The organism is Poriferisphaera corsica (genome assembly GCF_007747445.1).
GTDB classification, from domain to species: domain Bacteria; phylum Planctomycetota; class Phycisphaerae; order Phycisphaerales; family Phycisphaeraceae; genus Poriferisphaera; species Poriferisphaera corsica.
The window spans coordinates 1,125,514-1,143,385 of the sequence record NZ_CP036425.1; the positions used below are offsets into that span (position 1 = coordinate 1,125,514).

The 17,872-nt window shown below is 50.9% G+C and carries 13 protein-coding genes; 8 read left to right on the forward strand and 5 right to left on the reverse strand.

The features are described 5' to 3' along the window. The first annotated feature begins 88 nt into the window (after positions 1-88). The gene (lspA, locus tag KS4_RS04525) at positions 89-790 is read left to right on the forward strand and encodes a signal peptidase II (protein ID WP_200761573.1); all 702 of its coding nucleotides are present in this window, start codon (positions 89-91) and stop codon (positions 788-790) included. Here the strand turns inward: lspA and KS4_RS04530 are convergent. Further along, a complete protein-coding gene (locus KS4_RS04530) occupies positions 717-1,436 on the reverse strand; it encodes a gamma-glutamyl-gamma-aminobutyrate hydrolase family protein (protein WP_200761574.1) in 720 nt (239 codons plus the stop codon). The two genes, lspA and KS4_RS04530, sit on opposite strands and share 74 nt — an antisense overlap. Before the next feature lie 205 nt (positions 1,437-1,641). Here KS4_RS04530 and thrC point away from each other — a divergent pair, with 205 nt between their 5' ends. Further along, positions 1,642-3,060: a threonine synthase gene (gene thrC / locus KS4_RS04535; RefSeq protein WP_145075225.1), complete on the forward strand. Its 1,419-nt coding sequence runs from the start codon at positions 1,642-1,644 to the stop codon at positions 3,058-3,060. An 80-nt stretch (positions 3,061-3,140) separates the two neighbouring features. Here the strand turns inward: thrC and KS4_RS04540 are convergent, their stop codons facing one another. From KS4_RS04540 to KS4_RS04550, 3 genes are all read right to left on the reverse strand, one after another. After that, the gene (locus tag KS4_RS04540; protein WP_145075228.1) at positions 3,141-3,698 is read right to left on the reverse strand and encodes a DUF3592 domain-containing protein; all 558 of its coding nucleotides are present in this window, start codon (positions 3,696-3,698) and stop codon (positions 3,141-3,143) included. Positions 3,699-4,052: 354 nt separating this feature from the next. Continuing rightward, on the reverse strand, positions 4,053-4,343 hold the full coding sequence (locus KS4_RS04545) for a hypothetical protein (RefSeq protein ID WP_145075231.1): 291 nt from the start codon (positions 4,341-4,343) through the stop codon (positions 4,053-4,055). Positions 4,344-4,478: 135 nt separating this feature from the next. Then, a complete protein-coding gene (locus KS4_RS04550) occupies positions 4,479-5,336 on the reverse strand; it encodes a prepilin-type N-terminal cleavage/methylation domain-containing protein (RefSeq protein ID WP_145075234.1) in 858 nt (285 codons plus the stop codon). Positions 5,337-6,262: 926 nt separating this feature from the next. On the opposite strand from KS4_RS04550, the gene KS4_RS04555 reads away from it, so the two are divergent. The 3 genes from KS4_RS04555 to KS4_RS04565 all read left to right on the forward strand — a co-directional run bounded on the left by KS4_RS04555 (position 6,263) and on the right by KS4_RS04565 (position 11,444). Next, entirely contained in the window at positions 6,263-7,573 is a 1,311-nt protein-coding gene (locus tag KS4_RS04555; protein WP_145075237.1) for an O-acetylhomoserine aminocarboxypropyltransferase/cysteine synthase family protein, read from the forward strand. A 382-nt stretch (positions 7,574-7,955) separates the two neighbouring features. Next, positions 7,956-9,767, forward strand: coding sequence for a homoserine O-acetyltransferase MetX (gene metX, locus KS4_RS04560; RefSeq protein ID WP_145075240.1), 1,812 nt, complete (start codon positions 7,956-7,958; stop codon positions 9,765-9,767). Positions 9,768-10,343: 576 nt separating this feature from the next. Continuing rightward, the gene (locus KS4_RS04565) at positions 10,344-11,444 is read left to right on the forward strand and encodes a tetratricopeptide repeat protein (RefSeq protein WP_200761575.1); all 1,101 of its coding nucleotides are present in this window, start codon (positions 10,344-10,346) and stop codon (positions 11,442-11,444) included. Between the two features lie 329 nt (positions 11,445-11,773). On the opposite strand, the gene rpsT is transcribed toward KS4_RS04565, so the two are convergent. Beyond that, positions 11,774-12,043 (reverse strand): 30S ribosomal protein S20, encoded by a 270-nt coding sequence (gene rpsT / locus KS4_RS04570; RefSeq protein WP_145075245.1) that lies wholly within the window; start codon positions 12,041-12,043, stop codon positions 11,774-11,776. 490 nt (positions 12,044-12,533) lie between these two features. Between rpsT and KS4_RS04575 the strand changes: the two genes are divergently transcribed. The 3 genes from KS4_RS04575 to infB all read left to right on the forward strand — a co-directional run bounded on the left by KS4_RS04575 (position 12,534) and on the right by infB (position 17,853). Then, entirely contained in the window at positions 12,534-12,725 is a 192-nt protein-coding gene (locus KS4_RS04575; protein ID WP_145075248.1) for a hypothetical protein, read from the forward strand. A gap of 238 nt (positions 12,726-12,963) precedes the next feature. Further along, positions 12,964-14,493: a transcription termination factor NusA gene (gene nusA, locus KS4_RS04580; protein WP_200761576.1), complete on the forward strand. Its 1,530-nt coding sequence runs from the start codon at positions 12,964-12,966 to the stop codon at positions 14,491-14,493. 297 nt (positions 14,494-14,790) lie between these two features. Further along, positions 14,791-17,853, forward strand: coding sequence for a translation initiation factor IF-2 (gene infB, locus KS4_RS04585; protein ID WP_145075254.1), 3,063 nt, complete (start codon positions 14,791-14,793; stop codon positions 17,851-17,853). The last annotated feature ends 19 nt before the right edge of the window (positions 17,854-17,872 follow it).

Sequence of the window (17,872 nt, forward strand, 5' to 3'; positions counted from 1 at the left end):
CCCACACACACACTCACCCTCGCATCCCTCTCATTATTCTCGCTACAATATCGTAAAACTAACCTAACCAGCGATTAGAGATACAGATTTGAACCCTGAAAACACACAACCATCTCCTCCATCCCCCCCGTCTCCCGCAAGTGGCACCCCAACGCCCAGCCTCTGTGCCTACAAATCCCCACGCGCCATCATCGTCTTTCTTGCCGCGACTATAACCCTCCTCGCCGCAGACCTGCTCATCAAGCACTACGCATTCGAGTACGTTGCGCCGCATCCGGTCGACATTCTCGCCGCCGCTCCTGACATGACGCCCACCGAATACCCCTCGCTCTCAACCGACGCCAAACGCTATCAAATCTACGTATTCCCAACCGCTGCCGATCGCATCCCAACACGAGAAGAACCCGTCGTTGTGATCCCCTACCTCCTCAATCTTCAACTCACGCTCAACACCGGCGCCGTTTTCGGCCTCGGCAAGGGCGCGCGACCGATCTTCATCGCAATCTCTCTGATCGCCCTTGTTGTCATCTCGCTTTTCTTTGCACGATCACCCGCCAAATCCCGCCTCTTCCACCTAGGTCTCGCCTGTATCCTCGCCGGTGCACTCGGCAACCTCTACGACCGCGCAGTCTACAGCGCTGTCCGCGACATGTTTCACATGCTGCCAACAACACGACTCTATCCATGGATCTTCAATTTAGCTGACGTCCAGCTGCTTATCGGGGTTGCGCTTGTGATCCTGCACGGCTGGCTTTATAGCGACGAGCAGCCTCAACAACCAAAGCAATAGTCCCAAGTCCGCACGCATCTCGCGCACTCCGCTCCGGATGCCACTGCACCCCCAAATAGAACGGCTTACTCGGGTCATCAATCGCCTCAACCGTCCCATCTTCATCACGCGCAACAATTCGCAGATCACCCGGATCTTCAATCGCCTGCCTGTGATAGCTAGTCGTCAAACCCGTCACATCATTCAGCACCGAGTCATTCACAACCAGCTCCACTGGATGCTTCAAATCATTCATGTGTTTCGCATGTGACTCTAGCGTTTCAGGTAAACACTGATTGATCTTCCCGCCATGCATTAACGCCATTAACTGCATACCCAGACAGATCGCCAAGACCGGATACTCCGAATCTTTATGTATCTCGTTGTACAAAGCCGTCTCGAACTCTTGCCTCTTTTGGCAAAGCAGATTCGACTTCGGATGCTGTTCATGCCCGAATTTGGCCATATCTAAATCGTCGCCGCCGGTGAAGATCATGCCATCGCACAAATCGACGTACTCTTTCACCAACTCAACGCGCTGTGGCAACAGGATCGGGATCCCGCCCGCTTCAGCGACGTAATTCGAGTAACCCAGCCCAGACTGATATTTGCCTGAGTCCCAGGTGTTGTCTTTTGTATCTACGGTAATTCCAATAATGACTGACATGCCGACTATTCTACAAATTGTTATATAAAAATCAGCATAATTATCTCCCAAAACACCACCTTTTTCCCTCAATTCCAACCCCCTGATACAATATTCATCTAGCCTCATCCCGCACGCACTCATTCCCACTGGCACTAGTCACTAGCACTAGCACTTTTCCTTCCTAAATAACCTCAATTTGCTTCTCATAACCGGAGTAATTACCGTGCGTTACATCAGTACTCGTGGATCAGCCGAACTTGTCGATTTCGAAGGCGCCCTCATGACCGGCCTCGCCCGTGATGGCGGCCTCTACGTCCCCGAAACGTGGCCCACTTTCTCCGCCGATGACCTCCGCGCAATGCGAGGCCTCTCATACCCCGAAATCGCCTTCCGCGTTATGAAGCCTTTCGTCAGCCCATGCATCCCCGACGAAGACTTCAAGAAGATCATCGATGAGTCATACGCAACCTTCGTCGATCACTCCGTCGCACCCCTCTCACAGCTCGGCCCAAACCTTTGGCTCATGGAGCTCTATCACGGCCCAACCCTCGCATTCAAAGACGTGGCCATGCAAGTTCTCGGCCGTCTCTACGACTATGTCCTCAATAAACGCGATAAACGCATCACCGTCGTCGGCGCAACCTCAGGCGACACAGGCTCCGCAGCCATCGAAGCAATCCGTGGCCGCTCGCGTGCATCCATCTTCATCATGCACCCCAACAACCGCACCTCCGAAGTGCAGCGACGCCAGATGACAACCGTCGATGCAAACAACGTCCACAACATCGCCATCGAAGGCACCTTCGACGACTGTCAAAACCTTCTCAAAGCCATGTTCAACGATCACGACTTCCGTGACGAGATCAAAATCTCAGGCGTCAACTCAATCAACTGGGCGCGCATCATGCCTCAGATGGTGTACTACGTCGCAGCCGCTGTCTCCCTCGGCGCTCCCGATCGCACCATCAACTTCACCGTCCCCACCGGCAACTTCGGCGACATCTTCGCTGGCTACGCCGCAAAACAAATCGGCCTCCCCATCGACAAGCTCGTCATCGCATCCAACCTCAACGACATCCTCACCCGCGTCATGAACACCGGCGCTCACACCCTCGGCGAAGTTCACCCAACCATGTCCCCATCAATGGACATCCAAATCTCATCCAACTTCGAACGTCTCCTCTTCGACCTCTACGACAGAGACGGCAAAGCCATCGCTGACCTCATGAACCAACTCACCGAAACAGGCACCTTCACCCTCGGCCAAGCCCAGCGTGAAAAAGCACTCAAACTCTTCACCGCTCAACGCGTCGATGAAGAGCAAACACTCAAGACCATCGAAAAAGTCTATCAACAAAGCGAAAAACTCATCGACCCCCACACCGCCGTCGGCGTCGAAGCAGCGTGGCGCGAACAAGACGCAGCCACCGACAAGTCCACACCTATGGTCACCTTGTCCACTGCTCACCCCGCCAAGTTCCCAGACAACGTCGAGAAAGCAACCGGCACCCGTCCCCCACTCCCACAACACATGCTCGACCTCTACGATCGCGAAGAACGTTTCACCGTTCTGCCAAACGATCTCGAGACAGTCACCACCCACATCCGCAAAACCCTCGCCGCCGAATCGCAAACCGTCTAATATATGATTGGGTTGTAAAAAAATCGCAAATAAGCCTCGTACTTTGGTACGGGGTTTTTAAATACTAATTCTTTGATAAATTACTTCGATGAAATCAGCTTGTTTGCTTGATGTTTCTTCACTTTGAAGAGTCGTTTAAATCGTGGTATTAAGAAGATTGCGGCAATCACGATGCCCAAAGAAGCAAACTTTAACGCGGTAAATAGAGAGCTATACATTGATAGGTCGGCGGCTGTATTTAATGTACTCACGGAGTGGTCGTTTGGTTGGTAAAACACCTCAATGCGTTTGTTTTCACGTATATTCTCTCTTAACCATTGCTTGGCATCTTCTCGTTTTCTAAATGTTACCTCACGCGCCAATGCAATTCGGCTGCCAGTATATTCCTTCCCCTCAACCTTATACTTATATCGCACCACAGGTTCGTATTGATTCCGAGCGCCCAAAGCAGAGCTGAGGATAACCGTTTGCGATTCTACATGACCTTCAACTGATTGAAATGTATCAGAGCGCCAAGCAAGCTGTATTTCATAAAGCTTCACGGCCACGCCGCCAACTAAGCCCAAAATCATCACCGACCCAACGAGTATCATGTAAGCTTTTATCAACTTTGAAAATGAGAATTTTAACAGCCCCATACGTGTTCATCTCCAGACTATGTCAACGGAATGACTAAAAATGTAAACTACATCCTTCCGACCAATTGTACCGCAAAATTGAATTGACTCGTGTTTATCTGTTTCCTCTGCCAGCAATTATCTGCGTCTAGCAGTTTCGTAATAAATACTCGACCTCTACGACCGTGAAGAACGCTTCACCGTTCTCGCCAATGACCTCAATACCGGCACCGCCCACATCCGCAATACCCTCGCTGCCGAATCGCAGACCATCTAATACACGATTAGTCTAACCATTGAATATACACAAAGCTGACTCGGTCGAGTCAGCTTCTTTTGATCTCGAACGTATATGCGCTTGTTGCTGTTATATATCTAACTCAAATAGCTGCAACCTTTCCAGCTCAGCTCCAGATTCTTCTCAATATCCAAGCCCCCCCCCCCCTCCCATCTCCCTCCCTCAAGCCCACGACCGCCGGTCGTGGGGTGTTTGCAACAATCAATTCCCAGTCGCCCCAGCAGCTTTTCTAAAAACCTAGCCGCAGTATCTTCCATTAGCGACGATTTTCTGGGGCCGCTCATAGATTCTTCCTTTGCTGCTTGCACCAAATCCAACCACAAATTCTCCTGCTTCAAGCCTGCCACAGGTAGTAGGATATGGTTCATCCCATCTCTCAAAATCCTGCAGCCTAGCTCATTTTTTCAGCACACAAAAAAACCTGAAACTTCCAGAGAAGTTTCAGGTCAGATTGGGATTGCTCGATCTTAAAGATCGAACAGGTGGTGTGGGGTCAAATTAATTTAGTTGATGTCCCAGATGTTTTCTGCTTCTTGCGTGCCGATACGGATTAGGTATGAATCGCCAAGTGCATTTTCAGCATATGCAGAATCTTCTACGGCTCGTGCGACACCATCTGCATCTGGCTTCCATGGTGTTGATCTGCTTTCAACGTGACCGTCAGCAAAAGTTACGTTAGCCGCATTCTGGTGGCGAGGATGAACCTCGTAAGTGTTCAGGTTGTTGTATGAGTCGTGGATCTGGAAAATACCTGCTTCGTCACCAGTCAAATTCCACTTAGGATTGAATGAGTCAGCAAACATGATTGTGCTTGTTGGCTTCTTTACTTCAACCATTTTGTGTGTGTATGGGACCCAATCAGGAGCGGCACCGTACCAGCTGCCAGGGCCTGGGACCGTATGTGTTTTATACGACGACACGGAGCGGTACATTGTACCTAGGTTGCCCCAGTTGTAACCGTAGTCTGTTTTAAAATAGCCAAGGTCAGTTGGATCGTTGACATTAATATTCAAAAGAAGATCTTCACGTGCAGGTGTCCAGCCCGGGCACATGAAAAATTCACCACTCTTGATAATGCCGCTTGAGTTCATGATACCAGCCCAATACTTACGATTGGTTGTGCTCGCCATGCCCCATTGGGTCTGAGAAGGCATAAGGAAGTCATCTGAGTCATTGAGGTAGACGTAAGCCGCAACCCCCAATTGCTTTTGATTACTTCCGCACTGAATTTTTTGGGCTGTTTTGCGAGCCGCACCTAAGGCTGGCAGCAAGATACCGATAAGCAATGCGATAATAGAAATAACGACAAGAAGTTCAATTAGTGTAAATGCTTTACGCTGTGTGTTTCGCAACAAAACCATTGTTTTGCTCTCCTTTTAATCCCGAAAACCAAACTGTCAAGAACCCGGAAGCAAAGTGAACATGCCATGCCCATGGCGTTGATTCTTTGTGGTTGTGTTAAGAGTCCATTATGAATCCTAAATCAAACAAACAATCAAGTACGTGTTTGCCAATTACTTATATAACATTAAGCAATACCCCCAGTCAACCTGCATGTTTGGAAATAATTAAAATTTCTTTAGTTCGTCTTATATGATATCAGGATGCTAAATTATGAGCGAGTCATTCGGTTGGAACGGTATTTAAATCATAAAAACAATAATAACAATAGTTTAAATTCGTGTATGATCTTGCTGTACGTCTAGGTTTTTTGAAAATGGGATACGGGGAAGTCTTTGTGCAGCTTAATTTGTATGAAGAATGATAATAACAATATGATCTATAAGTTATATAAGACAAGACGTTAAATGAGCGTCTGAATTTGTTTGATTGCAGAATACTAGAGTAGTAATGCTATGTTAGACGCCTGCAATGCCCAAATTTATGCCATTTGACATTATGCTTCAGCACATTTCAGTGTCACAAGTACGTTCACCATAGATGTTGTGGATTACTGTCCCAACTTTTCAGCAGAGTAATCCATCCGCTGATCCTTGATCGCATTTTCTCAGGCCAGTTTTGTTCACTATCGTGGAAATTTGTACAAAAAAATGTAAAAATACGCCCTTAACCCCTTGGCAGCCCACTCCGCCACCGCTAAAGTACCTCCCATACCCGCAGCGGTGTGGCTGCGATATCAAACCAACAATATCAAAATCGTCTGGAACGAAGCCAACCAAACTCGTTTCACCGGCCCAACCATTCAAACCCGCCCAGCAACCTTCGCTCGATTCACACCAAATCATCGAGCCGCACGGTCGGGGGAGAAGACACGGAGAACAGACCCATGTCAGATCAGAACTATAAACGTGGCACCCAAGCCCTTCACGCAGGTCAAGAAGTCGACCCTACTACAAACTCACGCGCAGTACCCATCTACGCCACAACCTCATACAACTTCAACAACACCGAGCACGCCGCCAACCTCTTCGGCCTCAAAGAGTTCGGCAACATCTATACACGGCTCATGAACCCAACAACCGACGTCCTCGAAAAACGCCTCTCCGCACTCGACGGCGGCGCCGCAGGACTCGCCTTCGCATCAGGCCAAGCCGCAATCAACGCAGCCATCCTCACTATCTGTCACTCAGGCCAGAACTTCATTGCTTCCAAACAACTTTACGGCGGCACATGGACACTCTTCACGCAAACATTCAAGCAGCTCGGTATCGAAGTCCGCTTCTTCGATCCATTAAAACCAGAACAAATCAACGACCTCGTCGATGAGAACACACGCTGTGTTTATTTCGAATCCGTCGGCAACCCCAAGTGTGACGTCCCCGATTTCCAGAAAATCTCAGACGCCGCTCACGCTCACGGCCTCCCCGTCATCTGTGACAACACCGTCCTCACACCCTACCTCTTCCGCCCCATCGAGCACGGCATCGATATCGTTGTCTACTCAACCACCAAATTCATCGGCGGTCACGGCACGCACATCGGCGGCTGCATCGTCGACTCCGGTAACTTCAAATGGGCTGACAACCCCGAAAAATGGCCTGAATTCTGTGCACCTTGTCCGTCTTACCACGGCGCCGTCTTCGAAGAAGCGCTCCGTCCAATCGGCAACATCGCGTACATCATTCACATCCGCACCAATTGGCTCCGCGACACCGGCGCTGCCATGAGCCCATTCGCCGCGTTCCTATTCCTGCAAGGTCTGGAAACGTTGCACCTCCGCCTCCCACGTCATACTGAAAACGCGCTCAAGGTCGCTAAGTATCTCGAATCGCATCCCGATGTGGAATGGGTTAACTATCCCGGCCTCGAAAGCCATCGCACCAACGATAATGCGAAGAAATACCTCCCAGACGGAGCGGGCGCCATTCTCGGCTTCGGCGTTAAGGGCGGTATCGAAGCTGGCAAAGCCGTCGTTAACAACGTCAAGCTGCTTTCGCACCTTGCCAACATCGGCGACGCAAAATCACTCATCATTCACCCTGCCTCAACAACCCACTCTCAGCTCAGCGAAGAAGAACTGCAAGCCGTCGGCGTGACGCCTGAATTCGTCCGCGTATCCGTCGGCATCGAAGATGCCGAAGACATCATCGCTGACCTCGATCAGGCTCTTAAAGCCGCCAGCCTCGCAACTGTTTAACTTTGATTGAGTTCAATTGAAATCAAGTGAATTGGCATGGGGTATCGAATCGATACCCCATGCTGTTTATACCTGCTGTCTGAATTGAGAACCATGCTCGCTACACGAGGAGATCTGTAGGGAATTGGATCGGGAGGAGAAAGATAGGAGATCGATCCCGAGGAGGAATTGAGGAAGGGAAAAAGGGGAGTGAAGATGGCTAATCAACAGTTAGGTAATATCAGAGGGCGGAGCGAAAGCTCCGTCCTCTGTTTGATAAGCAGTGAGCATCTAAAATAGCGCATTTTGCCTGTAATTGAGTAGAATAAGAAGATCAAGCGGTGAGCTACAAAACGCTCCGCTTGCACAATAATCCAAAACAGGGGGCGGATAGAGTGAAGCAATGACAGAGCAATTGCCAATTAGTAGCGATGATGCCCGGACAAACGCACCGCTGAAATATGCAAAGACCGAGACGTTTGAAGGCCCGATTGCGCTCGAACGGGGCGATCATCTGCCTAAGGTTGAAGTCGTTTATGAAACCTATGGCCAGCTTAACGCGGTAAAAGACAATGCCGTGATGGTTTGTCATGCACTCACCGGCGATTCGCATATTGTGGCCCATGATGAAAATGACGACCCCGGTTGGTGGGAGATCATGGTCGGCCCGGGCAAGCCGATCGATACAGATAAATACTTTGTGATCTGCTCAAACGTACTCGGCTCATGTCGCGGTACAACCGGCCCTGGCAGCATTAATCCCGCAACGAATAAGCCTTATGGCAAAGACTTTCCGCTCATCACGATCGGTGACATGGTTGATGTTCAAAAACGATTACTTGACCGCCTTGAAATCGAAAAACTCTTCGCGGTTGTCGGCGCTTCTTTAGGCGGACATCAAGCACTGTGCTGGGCAACCAAGTATCCGGATCGTGTTGGCGCGATTGCTGCGATTGCAACCGGCCCGACGTTGACCAGTCAGGCATTGGCGTTTGATGTGGTGGGGCGAAATGCGATTACGTTAGATCCGAATTTTCATGACGGGCAGTATTACGATAAGGAAACCAAGCCGAATACCGGTTTAGCGATTGCGAGAATGCTGGGTCATATCACGTATTTATCGCGCGAATCGATGCGAGATAAGTTTGATAACAATCGGCTTGAACCACGGGCGGTCGATACTGAGTTTGAGAAACACTTTAGTATCAGCAGCTATCTGGCGTATCAGGGAGATAAGTTTGTTGAACGGTTTGATGCGAACAGTTATGTGGTGATCTCGCTTGCGATGGATCATTTTAATCTGGGTAATACGCATGAACAGTTGGCGGAATCGATTGGGAAATCGGGCTGCCGTTGGCTGATTATGAGTTTTAGTAGTGATTGGCTGTTCCCGCCGTTTCAGGCGAAGCAGATGCGCAATGCGCTGATTAGTCGTGGAAAGTATGTCAGTTACTGCAACATTAAGAGTGATTGTGGTCATGACGCGTTTTTGTTGCCGAATGAGTTTGAGCGTTATGGCGGGATCGTGCGTGGATTCTTAGATACGACGACGGTGGATGCGACGTTTGCCGATGTGGATGTGAATCAGCTGCCACAGGATGTGAAGAGTATCTTCCATAATAAGCGCTTAGATTATGACCAGATCTGCGGATTGATCGAGAAAAATAGTAGTGTTTTAGATCTCGGCTGCGGGCAGGGGGGGCTGCTGATGCAATTAGCAAGGCAGCGTGAGGCGTCGCGATTGGTGGGGATTGAATTGGATGAAGCGAATCTGCAGGCTGCGATTCAGTTGGGTTTTGACGTGATTCAGAGCGACCTTGAAAAGGGCGTTCCGATGTTTGGGAATGGGGAATTTGATTACGTGGTGCTGAGTCAAACATTGCAGTCGGTGGTTCATACCGAGCAGTTAGTTGAGCAGATGGTACGAATTGGGAAGAAGTGTATTGTGAGCTTCCCGAACTTTGCGTACAAGGATCTGCGTAACGAGTTGTACCATGAGGGTGTGAGTCCGGGGACTGAGCATGGGCAATTGAGTTTTGAATGGTTTAACACGCCGAACAGACGGTTCTTGTCGATCAAGGACTGGGAGGATTTCTGTAAGCAAAAGGGTGTTGTGATTCACGATGCGGTTTGCTTGAATAGTGAGACGGGTGAGCGTGTTGCGGATGATCCGAATCTGAATGCTGATCTAGCAATTTATGTCATTTCTAAATGACCCCCGTAAGCTTGAGTCTGGAGTGCTGGGTTTCTGGGTGTTTTGAGGCTTCTGTATAGAGCAGTGGTGACGCGTTTTTGTGCGCGCGGGCGGATGATGATGAGATTGGATGTGGATCAAAAACAGGGGGAGATGGGCTATGCGCAGGTTAGAGAAGGGTTGGCTGTACGCATGCAGTGAACATTTTTTGAACAGTCATAAAAATGCTTGTGCGCAAAAAGGCGCGTTTTGCGTGTGCGCACAGATTTTGTGCGCGTGTTTTGAAATGCATATAAGTGTTTAATTTGATGGTGGTTGGAAAGCGTTTGGGGGGAATTCTCAAATCTGCAACTTTTACGGGTTCTGCGTGAGGAATGTGAAAGTTAGCTGATAAATAGGTGAAAATGAGTGTGTTTTGGTCACAGAATGGGATGAGAAAATGAGAATCACATGATTGGTGGTTGCAAATGGTGTGCCAAATAGCGATGAGTTGATGTGTGTAAAGGTTTCGAAGTGATAGGAAAAGAATTATTATGTTGGCTTGTTTGTTCGTATGAGTTTGAGTGTGGATTATTTGAATAGATGGAGATAAATCGCATGTACAATCGTAGGGTTCAGTTGAGGCGAGAGTTTGTATTGTTAATTGGGATGTTGTTGGTAGGGATGGTTGGCTGTATGGGGTTGCCAGAGGCGAGTAGCGATTGGAATACGGTCTACAACGGTGCGCGGATGCGATATCAACGGCAGCAGTTTATGCAGGCAAAAGGCCTTGGGCAGCGGGCAGTGGATCTTGCGATGGAGCAGTATGGGGCGGGTGATATGAAGGTGGTGGAATCGTTTATTGTTATGGGGATGGCATCATATGCGATGGAGGCGTGGCCGGAAGCGGCACATGCTTTTGAGCGGGCACTTGCGCAGCGGGGGATCGAGGCGTCAGGGAATGAGAACATACAGATTGATGCGGTAAATTTGCTTGGTCTGTGTTACACAGAGATGGGGCGGTATCAGGATGCGATCAGAGCGCATAAGCGGCAGCTTGCATTGGTGGAGCGGAAGTATGGTGCGGAGAGTACTGAGATGGCGATGTCGCTGAACAACTTGGGCTTTGTTTATACTCAGGCTGGGCAGTTGAGCCATGCCGAGCCACTGCTCGTGAGGCAGATTGAAGTTTTGGAGGTGACGGGTAATAAGGCGGGACGAGATTATTCAGATGCTCATTACAATATGGGGCTGCTTCGCTACAAACAGGGGCGGTTCAGCGATGCGGCGGCCAAGTTCAAGAAGTCGGGCGATCTGCTTGATCGAATACATGGCGTGGGTGAAATTGAAGTTGCAGCGTACCGCTTGCAGGCTGGCATGATGTGGTTGAAGGCGGGTCGCGGGGGCGATGCGAAAATCCAGCTTGAAAATGTCGTTCGGGTTTATGACAGGCATGTGGCGAAGCTGGGATTGCAGGTTGCGATTGGTAAGGCGGCGCTTGCGGCGGCATGCGAAAAGGTGGGTGATGTGGAGCGTGCAAAACAGTTGAGAGGTGAGGTGAGGGGGATGTATCGATCGGCGTTTGGTGCTGAAGATGCGGTGATTGCTGAGATGCTTGGGGGCAGAGTGAAGGAGTTGCGATCGTTGAATCGTTGGGTTGAGGCGGATTTCCTAAAGGCGTATTCGGCGAGATTTAAGGCTGGGCAGTGGGTGCAGTGATTGTGAAGACGAGAGGACAGAGCGTCATTCGCAAATCCTTCCCGCGTTGGTTAGTTGGTCGTTATGGCTAAAGATTTTGGGGATTGATTGGCTGCCGCTTGTGGTTTGGATAAGGCGGAAAGTCAATACGCAAATTGCTTTATAGGCCAGTAGCTTTTGCTACTGGCTTTTTTGTATGAATGATGCTGGGCCGGTTTTGATCGTAGCGTCTTGTAGTATGCATGTGAAACAACCCCGCGAGGTGCGGGGTTGCTGAGTCTTCTATTTTGTTGCCTAGCCTCATAATGCCCGATTGGAAGTGGTCAAGCTTCCGGGGGGGGGAGGGGGTGTTAGGCAGCTTTTTTCTTGTTGAGCTTAACAGCGAGACGGCCTTTGTAGCGTGAGGCGGTCTTTTTGTGCATCGCTGAGGTGGAAGCGGTCTGGTCGAGAACCTTGTAGATCTCGGTGAGTTTCGCTTCGCACTGTTCGACTGAGCCGTGGAGGATGAGTTCGTGGTACTCTTTGATTGCTTCACGGTATGAACGCTTGCGCCAGCGGTTGACTGCGCGGCTACGGATATTTTGGCGGATGCGCTTTTTGGCACTCAGTGAGTGGGCCATGTTTTTGATTCCTGTTGAAAAAACTGCTGTCTGTTTGGTTACAAATCCACAATAAAGGGACTGTTTGGCCCGCGAGGGGCCGTGAGAGCAAGTCGAGCGGGGTATTATGCGCGATTGGAGGTGAGTTATCAAGCTGAGGTTGGCCCGGGGGGAGAAAAGTGGGGTTGTGGTGACTGAGAAGGGGATTTTGTGTGGAGTACAGGCGATGGGTCGGGGGTGGAGGAGCTTTATATTAAGGTCTTGTGTCGTTTGGTGTTGAGAAGGATGGCGGAGAGAGGGGTGAGGAGGGGGGGGAGATGGGGGTTAGAATTGGATTAGGTAGTGGTAAGGTGGTGGGGATTCTTGACAGGGGGGCTGTGTGTTATAGACTTAGTGACTCAAGGACAGGCGTTTTGCGCTTGTTGTTTACCGTTTTGTATGGAATTGACAGCCTGAGGCGTATGCGAATGGTCCACGAAAGTGAACATTCAATTGGAGCGTTGGCACAGTGATGGGCGCTGAATCGGCCCATCATGGAAGTTGTGTTTTGCCAACACTTCTTGGAGCTCCGGCACCTTCGTCGGTCTGGATGGAACATGCTGTTCCGGAAGGATCGTTAAGGTTCGCTGATTTGCTTATAGATTGCAGTGATGTGATCGTTAAGTATGCGGCGAGCGAAAAGGAGGTGACGGGCGTGGTGTAACTGAAGTGTTACATTCGCTGCGACTGATCGATCGAAAGATCTGATTGGTTTTCGTCTTAGGCCACGTTTCCAGAAGTTGGAGCGTGGTTTTTCGTTGCAGGACGACTGGGGGGCGGGGGATTGGGAGGGGATTGTGCTCGATGCCTGTGAGAGATTTGACAGGCGAGCCGTGTATGTTGAATTTCGAAGGTGAGCTTGAAGAAGCTTGCTAACAACTGAATAGATGGAAACTGGCCAAATGAACTCTAGTGAAATGCTACGACTGATTGATTCGATCTCACGTGAAAGAAACGTGGATAAGGATGCTTTGTTTGCTGATATTGAGCAAGCGATGGTGAGTGCTGCACGTAAGCACTTCAATACAGAGGGTACAGAAGAGTTTCGTAGTGAGGTTGACCGGTTGACGGGGCAGATTCGGTTGTGGCATGAAGAAGAAGAAATCGATCTTGCGGAGCTTGGCCGAATTCCGGCACAGACCGCGAAGCAGGTGATGATCCAGCGATTCCGTGAGGACGAGCGTTCGAGCATCTATAACGAGTTTGCTGACCGAGTTGGCGAATTGGTGACGGGTATGGCTCAGCGTTATGAGGGTGGGGCGCTTGTGGCACAGATTGGTCGTGCGGAAGGTTTTATGCCGCGCAGCGAGCAGATACCGGGAGAGCAGCATCAGGCAGGTGAGCGCGTGCGTTGTTTGATCTTGGATGTTCGCGAGAGCGGCAATCAGGTGAAGATCGTGCTGAGCCGTGCTTCGACTGAGTTTATTCGCAGACTGTTTGAGGTTGAAGTGCCAGAGGTTAGCGAGCGAATTATTGAGATTAAGGCGATGAGCCGCGAGCCGGGTCACCGCACGAAGATTGCGGTGAGTTCGATTGACTCGAAGGTTGATGCGGTGGGTGCGTGCGTTGGCGTGCGTGGTAGTCGCATTAAGAACATCGTTGATGAATTGGGTGGTGAAAAGATTGATATTGTGCGTTGGAATGAGTCGAGCCAAATCTTGATTCAGAACGCATTGAAGCCTGCAGAGGTTGTTGAGATTTCGCTGTGCTTTGAGCTTGGTCGTGCGACGGTTGTTGTTGCAGATGATCAGTTGTCGCTGGCGATTGGTAAGCGTGGCCAGAACGTGCGTTTGGCTGCAAGACTGACGAACTGGGACATTGATATTCTGACGCCTCCTGAATACACGAAGAACTTGGATGCGATGGAAACATGCTTGCGAACAGTTGAAGGCATGGATGATACGACGATTGATAAGCTGGCTGCACTTGGTGTGATCAGTGTGTTTGATATTGAAGAGGTGGGTGGTGAATATCTTGCTGAGCAGCTGGCGATTGAGTCCGAGCTTGCTGAGAAGATGGTTGACGCTTCGATTGAGCGTGGCAAGACATTGAGCGAAGAGCAGGCGAAGGAGAAGGATGCTGCGGCGAAGCGTAAGGCTTCGGAGCAGGATGAGATCTCGAGTATGCCAGGCGCTGCTCAGGCTGCTGCGATTTTGGGTGATCTGGTGACGCCAGCTCCCGAAACTGCTCCTGAAAGCACCCCGGAAAGTATTTCTGAGAATGCTCCAGAAGATGAAGCTGCTCCCACAGAGGAAGCAGCTGGGGAAGCTGAAGTGACTGCTGAGGTTGAGGAGGAGGCTGAAGAGGCTCCAAAGACTCCAGAAACACCTGCGGCAGACGAAGGTGGCAGTATTGTTGATATGCTCGAAAAACAGCATGAAGATGCGGCGACTGGTGAGGCGGAAGCTTCAGAAGAAGAAAAAGCAGAGTAAGCGTGTTCGCTTGCTTGGTTGAAAATAGATGTTGGGGGAGTGGAATTGTCGATGGGGAGATGATTTGGGGGAGATAAGGGGGGAGTTTGGGAGGGGCGGCCTTTGTGGCCGTTGGGCTTAAAGCGGCGAGAGCCGTGGCGGGCTAATCAGAACCTGCGTTGGGTTTTGATTGAAAGATTGAAGCTGGACTGCGTTGCAGCGGATTGTTAGACGTGAGTATGCGTTGCCGTTGCGATGATAAGTAAGAAGGGTCCAGCAGGACTAACCGCCGATCGAAGAGATCGGAAGGAGTGAGCATTGGCAAAAGCCAAGCGCGTATTTGAGCTCGCCAAGGAACTTGGCGTAAAGAGCAAAGCGATCGTTGATAAGTGTCAGGCCGAGGGCGTGCCGGGCATAACGAATCATATGTCAACGGTGAAGCTGGGCTTGGCGGAGACAGTTCGCCAGTGGTTCAGTGGAGCAGCAGCTGCGACTGATCGAACAGCCGTTGAGACGGCTGAGAAGGTTGACCTTGAGAAGGTTAAAGCCCCTGCGCGTAAGAAGGCGAAGCCATTGAAGGCAGTTGAGCCTAAGGCGGCGAAGGCCGTCCCAACAGAAGCTCCAGCAGCGGTGGTGAAGGAAGCTGAACCCGTTGTGGTTGAGAAGGTTGAGGCAGTAGCTGAAGCGAAAGCTGAGGTTGTTGCCGAGATCCAGGCTGAAGAGCCAGTGGTTGTTGAGGAGAAGGTTGAGAAGAAAGAGCCGCCGAAGAAGGTGGAGAAGGTGGTCGAGCCTAAGGTTGAAGAGGAAGCTGAGAAGCGTCCTGAGAAGCCAGCGGTCGTGACACCAGAACAGATTGCGGGCAAGGCGAAAGCGAAGCCCAAGATTGTGGAAGAGAAGAAAGTCCAGAAGAAAAAGGGCGAGGATAAGAAGCCTGTGGTGAAGGGGCCAACGAAGGTCGCAAAGGTGAGTGGTCCTCGCGTCGTGAAGGCGTTGGGTAAGGTGAATGTGCCTGACCGTCCGGAGATCATTAAGCCAGTTGGTCAGATGATGGAGAAACCGAAGCAGGTAGCTCTGAAGGGACCGAAGGTTATCCGTGTTGAGAAGCCTGAACCAGTGGTTCAGCGTCCTCCACGTGGCCAAGGTGGTGGCGGTCCTCGTCGCGGCGGTGGCGGCGGTGGTGGTCCACGTGGCCCAATGGGCGGCGGTGGCGGTGGGCAAAGAGGCCCACGCGGCGGCGGTGGTGTTCAGATGCCACCGATGGACATGGGTTCAGTTGAAGGAATCTCACGATCACGTGGTCCGGCACGCGGACGTGGTGCTGGCGCTGGTGCTGGTGGCCCGGGCCAAGGTGGTGGCGGTCCACAGCGTGGCGGTAAAGGCGGCGGTCCAGGTGGCGGTCGTCGCGGTATGAATCAACGTCGTGGACGTAGTGGTTCGGCTGCATTGCCATCGGGTCCAAGTAAATTTTCGCAAGCGGATATGGAAGAACTGGATGCACGGCTGAAAGGTGCATCGGGTTTCATGAAGCAACGTCGTCGTGACTTGAATAAGCGCGGCCAAGCGATTGCTCAGACGCCAGCGATGATCGGCGGCAAGGTTGAAATTGCTGAGCCAATTACGATTAAGAGTTTCAGTGCTGCGACCGGTATTAAGGGCGCAGAAATCATGAAATACTTGTTCGCTAAGGGCATCATGGCGACGATCAACTCGGCGATTGATACTGAGGCAGCGATGGAAGTTGCGCTTGAGTACGACATCGAGTTGGAAGTGAAGGAAATGGAGACTGCTGAGCAGACACTTGTGAAGCAGTTTGAAGGTCGTGAGAAGGTTGATGTTAAAGGCCGTCCGCCAGTGGTTACCGTGCTCGGTCACGTTGACCATGGTAAGACGAGCTTGCTCGACCGAATTCGTCAGGCAGACGTTGCAGCACACGAAGCTGGTGGTATTACCCAGCACGTTGGTGCGTACCGTGTGACGATCAAGGGTTCGGATGCTAGTGATAAGACGGTTGTGTTCCTGGATACGCCGGGTCACGAAGCGTTTACATCAATGCGTGCACGCGGTGCTGGTATGACTGACATGGTTGTATTGGTTGTTGCGGCAGACGACGGTTGTATGCCTCAGACGATTGAGTCGATCAATCACTCGAAGGCAGCAGGTGTGCCGGTGGTCGTTGCTCTGAACAAGTGCGATACGCCACAGGCAACACCAGAGAATATTCAGAAAATTTACGGCCAACTTGCTGAGCATGGACTTAACCCAACTGAGTGGGGTGGCGAAACTGAGATTATTAAGACCAGCGCGATTACCGGCGAAGGTGTTGAGGATCTGATTGAGATTCTTGACTACCAGGCTGAGCTTCTGTCACTGACAGCTGATTACGGCGGCCCTGCGAGGGGTACGGTTGTTGAGGCTGAAATGCAGACGGGCCGCGGTAGTGTTGCGAGAGTGTTGCTGCAGGAAGGCCAAATGAAGGTCGGTTCCTACATCAATATTGGGCGTGCGTTCGGTCGTGTCCGTGACATGACGGATGACAAGGGTATTAGCTTGAAGAGTGCTGGCCCGGCGACACCACTGGAATTGTCCGGTATTGATATCTTGCCGGATGCTGGTGACAAGTTCTATGTAACGGATAGTCTGCAACAAGCAGAGCAGGTTGCACAGCAGTACCGCGATGCGGAACGTATGCAGATGCTCGCGGCTCAGACCAAGGTCACACTCGACAACTTTGCGAGTGCGATTAAGGAAGGCCAAAAGCAGGATCTGCGTGTTGTCTTGAAGGCAGACGTGCAGGGTACCTTGCATGTGCTTCGTGATAGTCTTGAGAAATTGTCAAACGATGAGGTCCAAGTCAAGGTGCTGCACAGTGCTGTTGGCGGCGTGACGGAGTCGGACGTTGTTCTGGCGGATGCATCGGATGCGATTATTATCGGTTTCCATGTGACAATCACGCCGGCGGTTCGTGAAATCGCAGAGGCGCGTAAAGTTGATGTGAGACTTTACCGCGTGCTGTATGAACTGACGGATGAAGTGAAACAGGCACTTGAAGGCATGCTCGCTCCAGAGAAGAAGGAAGAGCAAGTCGGCGTTGCGGAAGTTAAGGAAGCGTTCAAGATTTCGAAGCTTGGCATGGTTGCGGGTTGTGTCGTCGAAGACGGTTCAATGCGGAAAGATTGCAAGGCAAGAGTCACACGTAACGGCGTTGTCGTTATTGATGAACGTGATATCGAGAGTATTCGCCGCGTGAAGGATGAGGTGAAGGAAGTCAGAGCAGGTACCGAGTGTGGTATCAGGCTGGTCGGCTTCGAGGACATCAAGTCCGGCGACCGTATCGAGTGTTACCGCGTCATTGAAGTGAAGCGTAAGCTTGAGCTTAACTAATAAAACTAATGAAGCGCGG

Coding starts and splice junctions, on each gene's coding strand:
- rpsT (WP_145075245.1), bottom strand. CDS start 12,043: ATGGCCCACTCACTGAGTGCCAAAAAGCGCATCCGCCAAAATATCCGT.
- KS4_RS04555 (WP_145075237.1), top strand. CDS start 6,263: ATGTCAGATCAGAACTATAAACGTGGCACCCAAGCCCTTCACGCAGGT.
- KS4_RS04530 (WP_200761574.1), bottom strand. CDS start 1,436: ATGTCAGTCATTATTGGAATTACCGTAGATACAAAAGACAACACCTGG.
- nusA (WP_200761576.1), top strand. CDS start 12,964: ATGAACTCTAGTGAAATGCTACGACTGATTGATTCGATCTCACGTGAA.
- KS4_RS04575 (WP_145075248.1), top strand. CDS start 12,534: ATGGGCGCTGAATCGGCCCATCATGGAAGTTGTGTTTTGCCAACACTT.
- KS4_RS04565 (WP_200761575.1), top strand. CDS start 10,344: ATGTACAATCGTAGGGTTCAGTTGAGGCGAGAGTTTGTATTGTTAATT.
- KS4_RS04550 (WP_145075234.1), bottom strand. CDS start 5,336: ATGGTTTTGTTGCGAAACACACAGCGTAAAGCATTTACACTAATTGAA.
- KS4_RS04540 (WP_145075228.1), bottom strand. CDS start 3,698: ATGGGGCTGTTAAAATTCTCATTTTCAAAGTTGATAAAAGCTTACATG.
- metX (WP_145075240.1), top strand. CDS start 7,956: ATGACAGAGCAATTGCCAATTAGTAGCGATGATGCCCGGACAAACGCA.
- KS4_RS04545 (WP_145075231.1), bottom strand. CDS start 4,343: ATGAACCATATCCTACTACCTGTGGCAGGCTTGAAGCAGGAGAATTTG.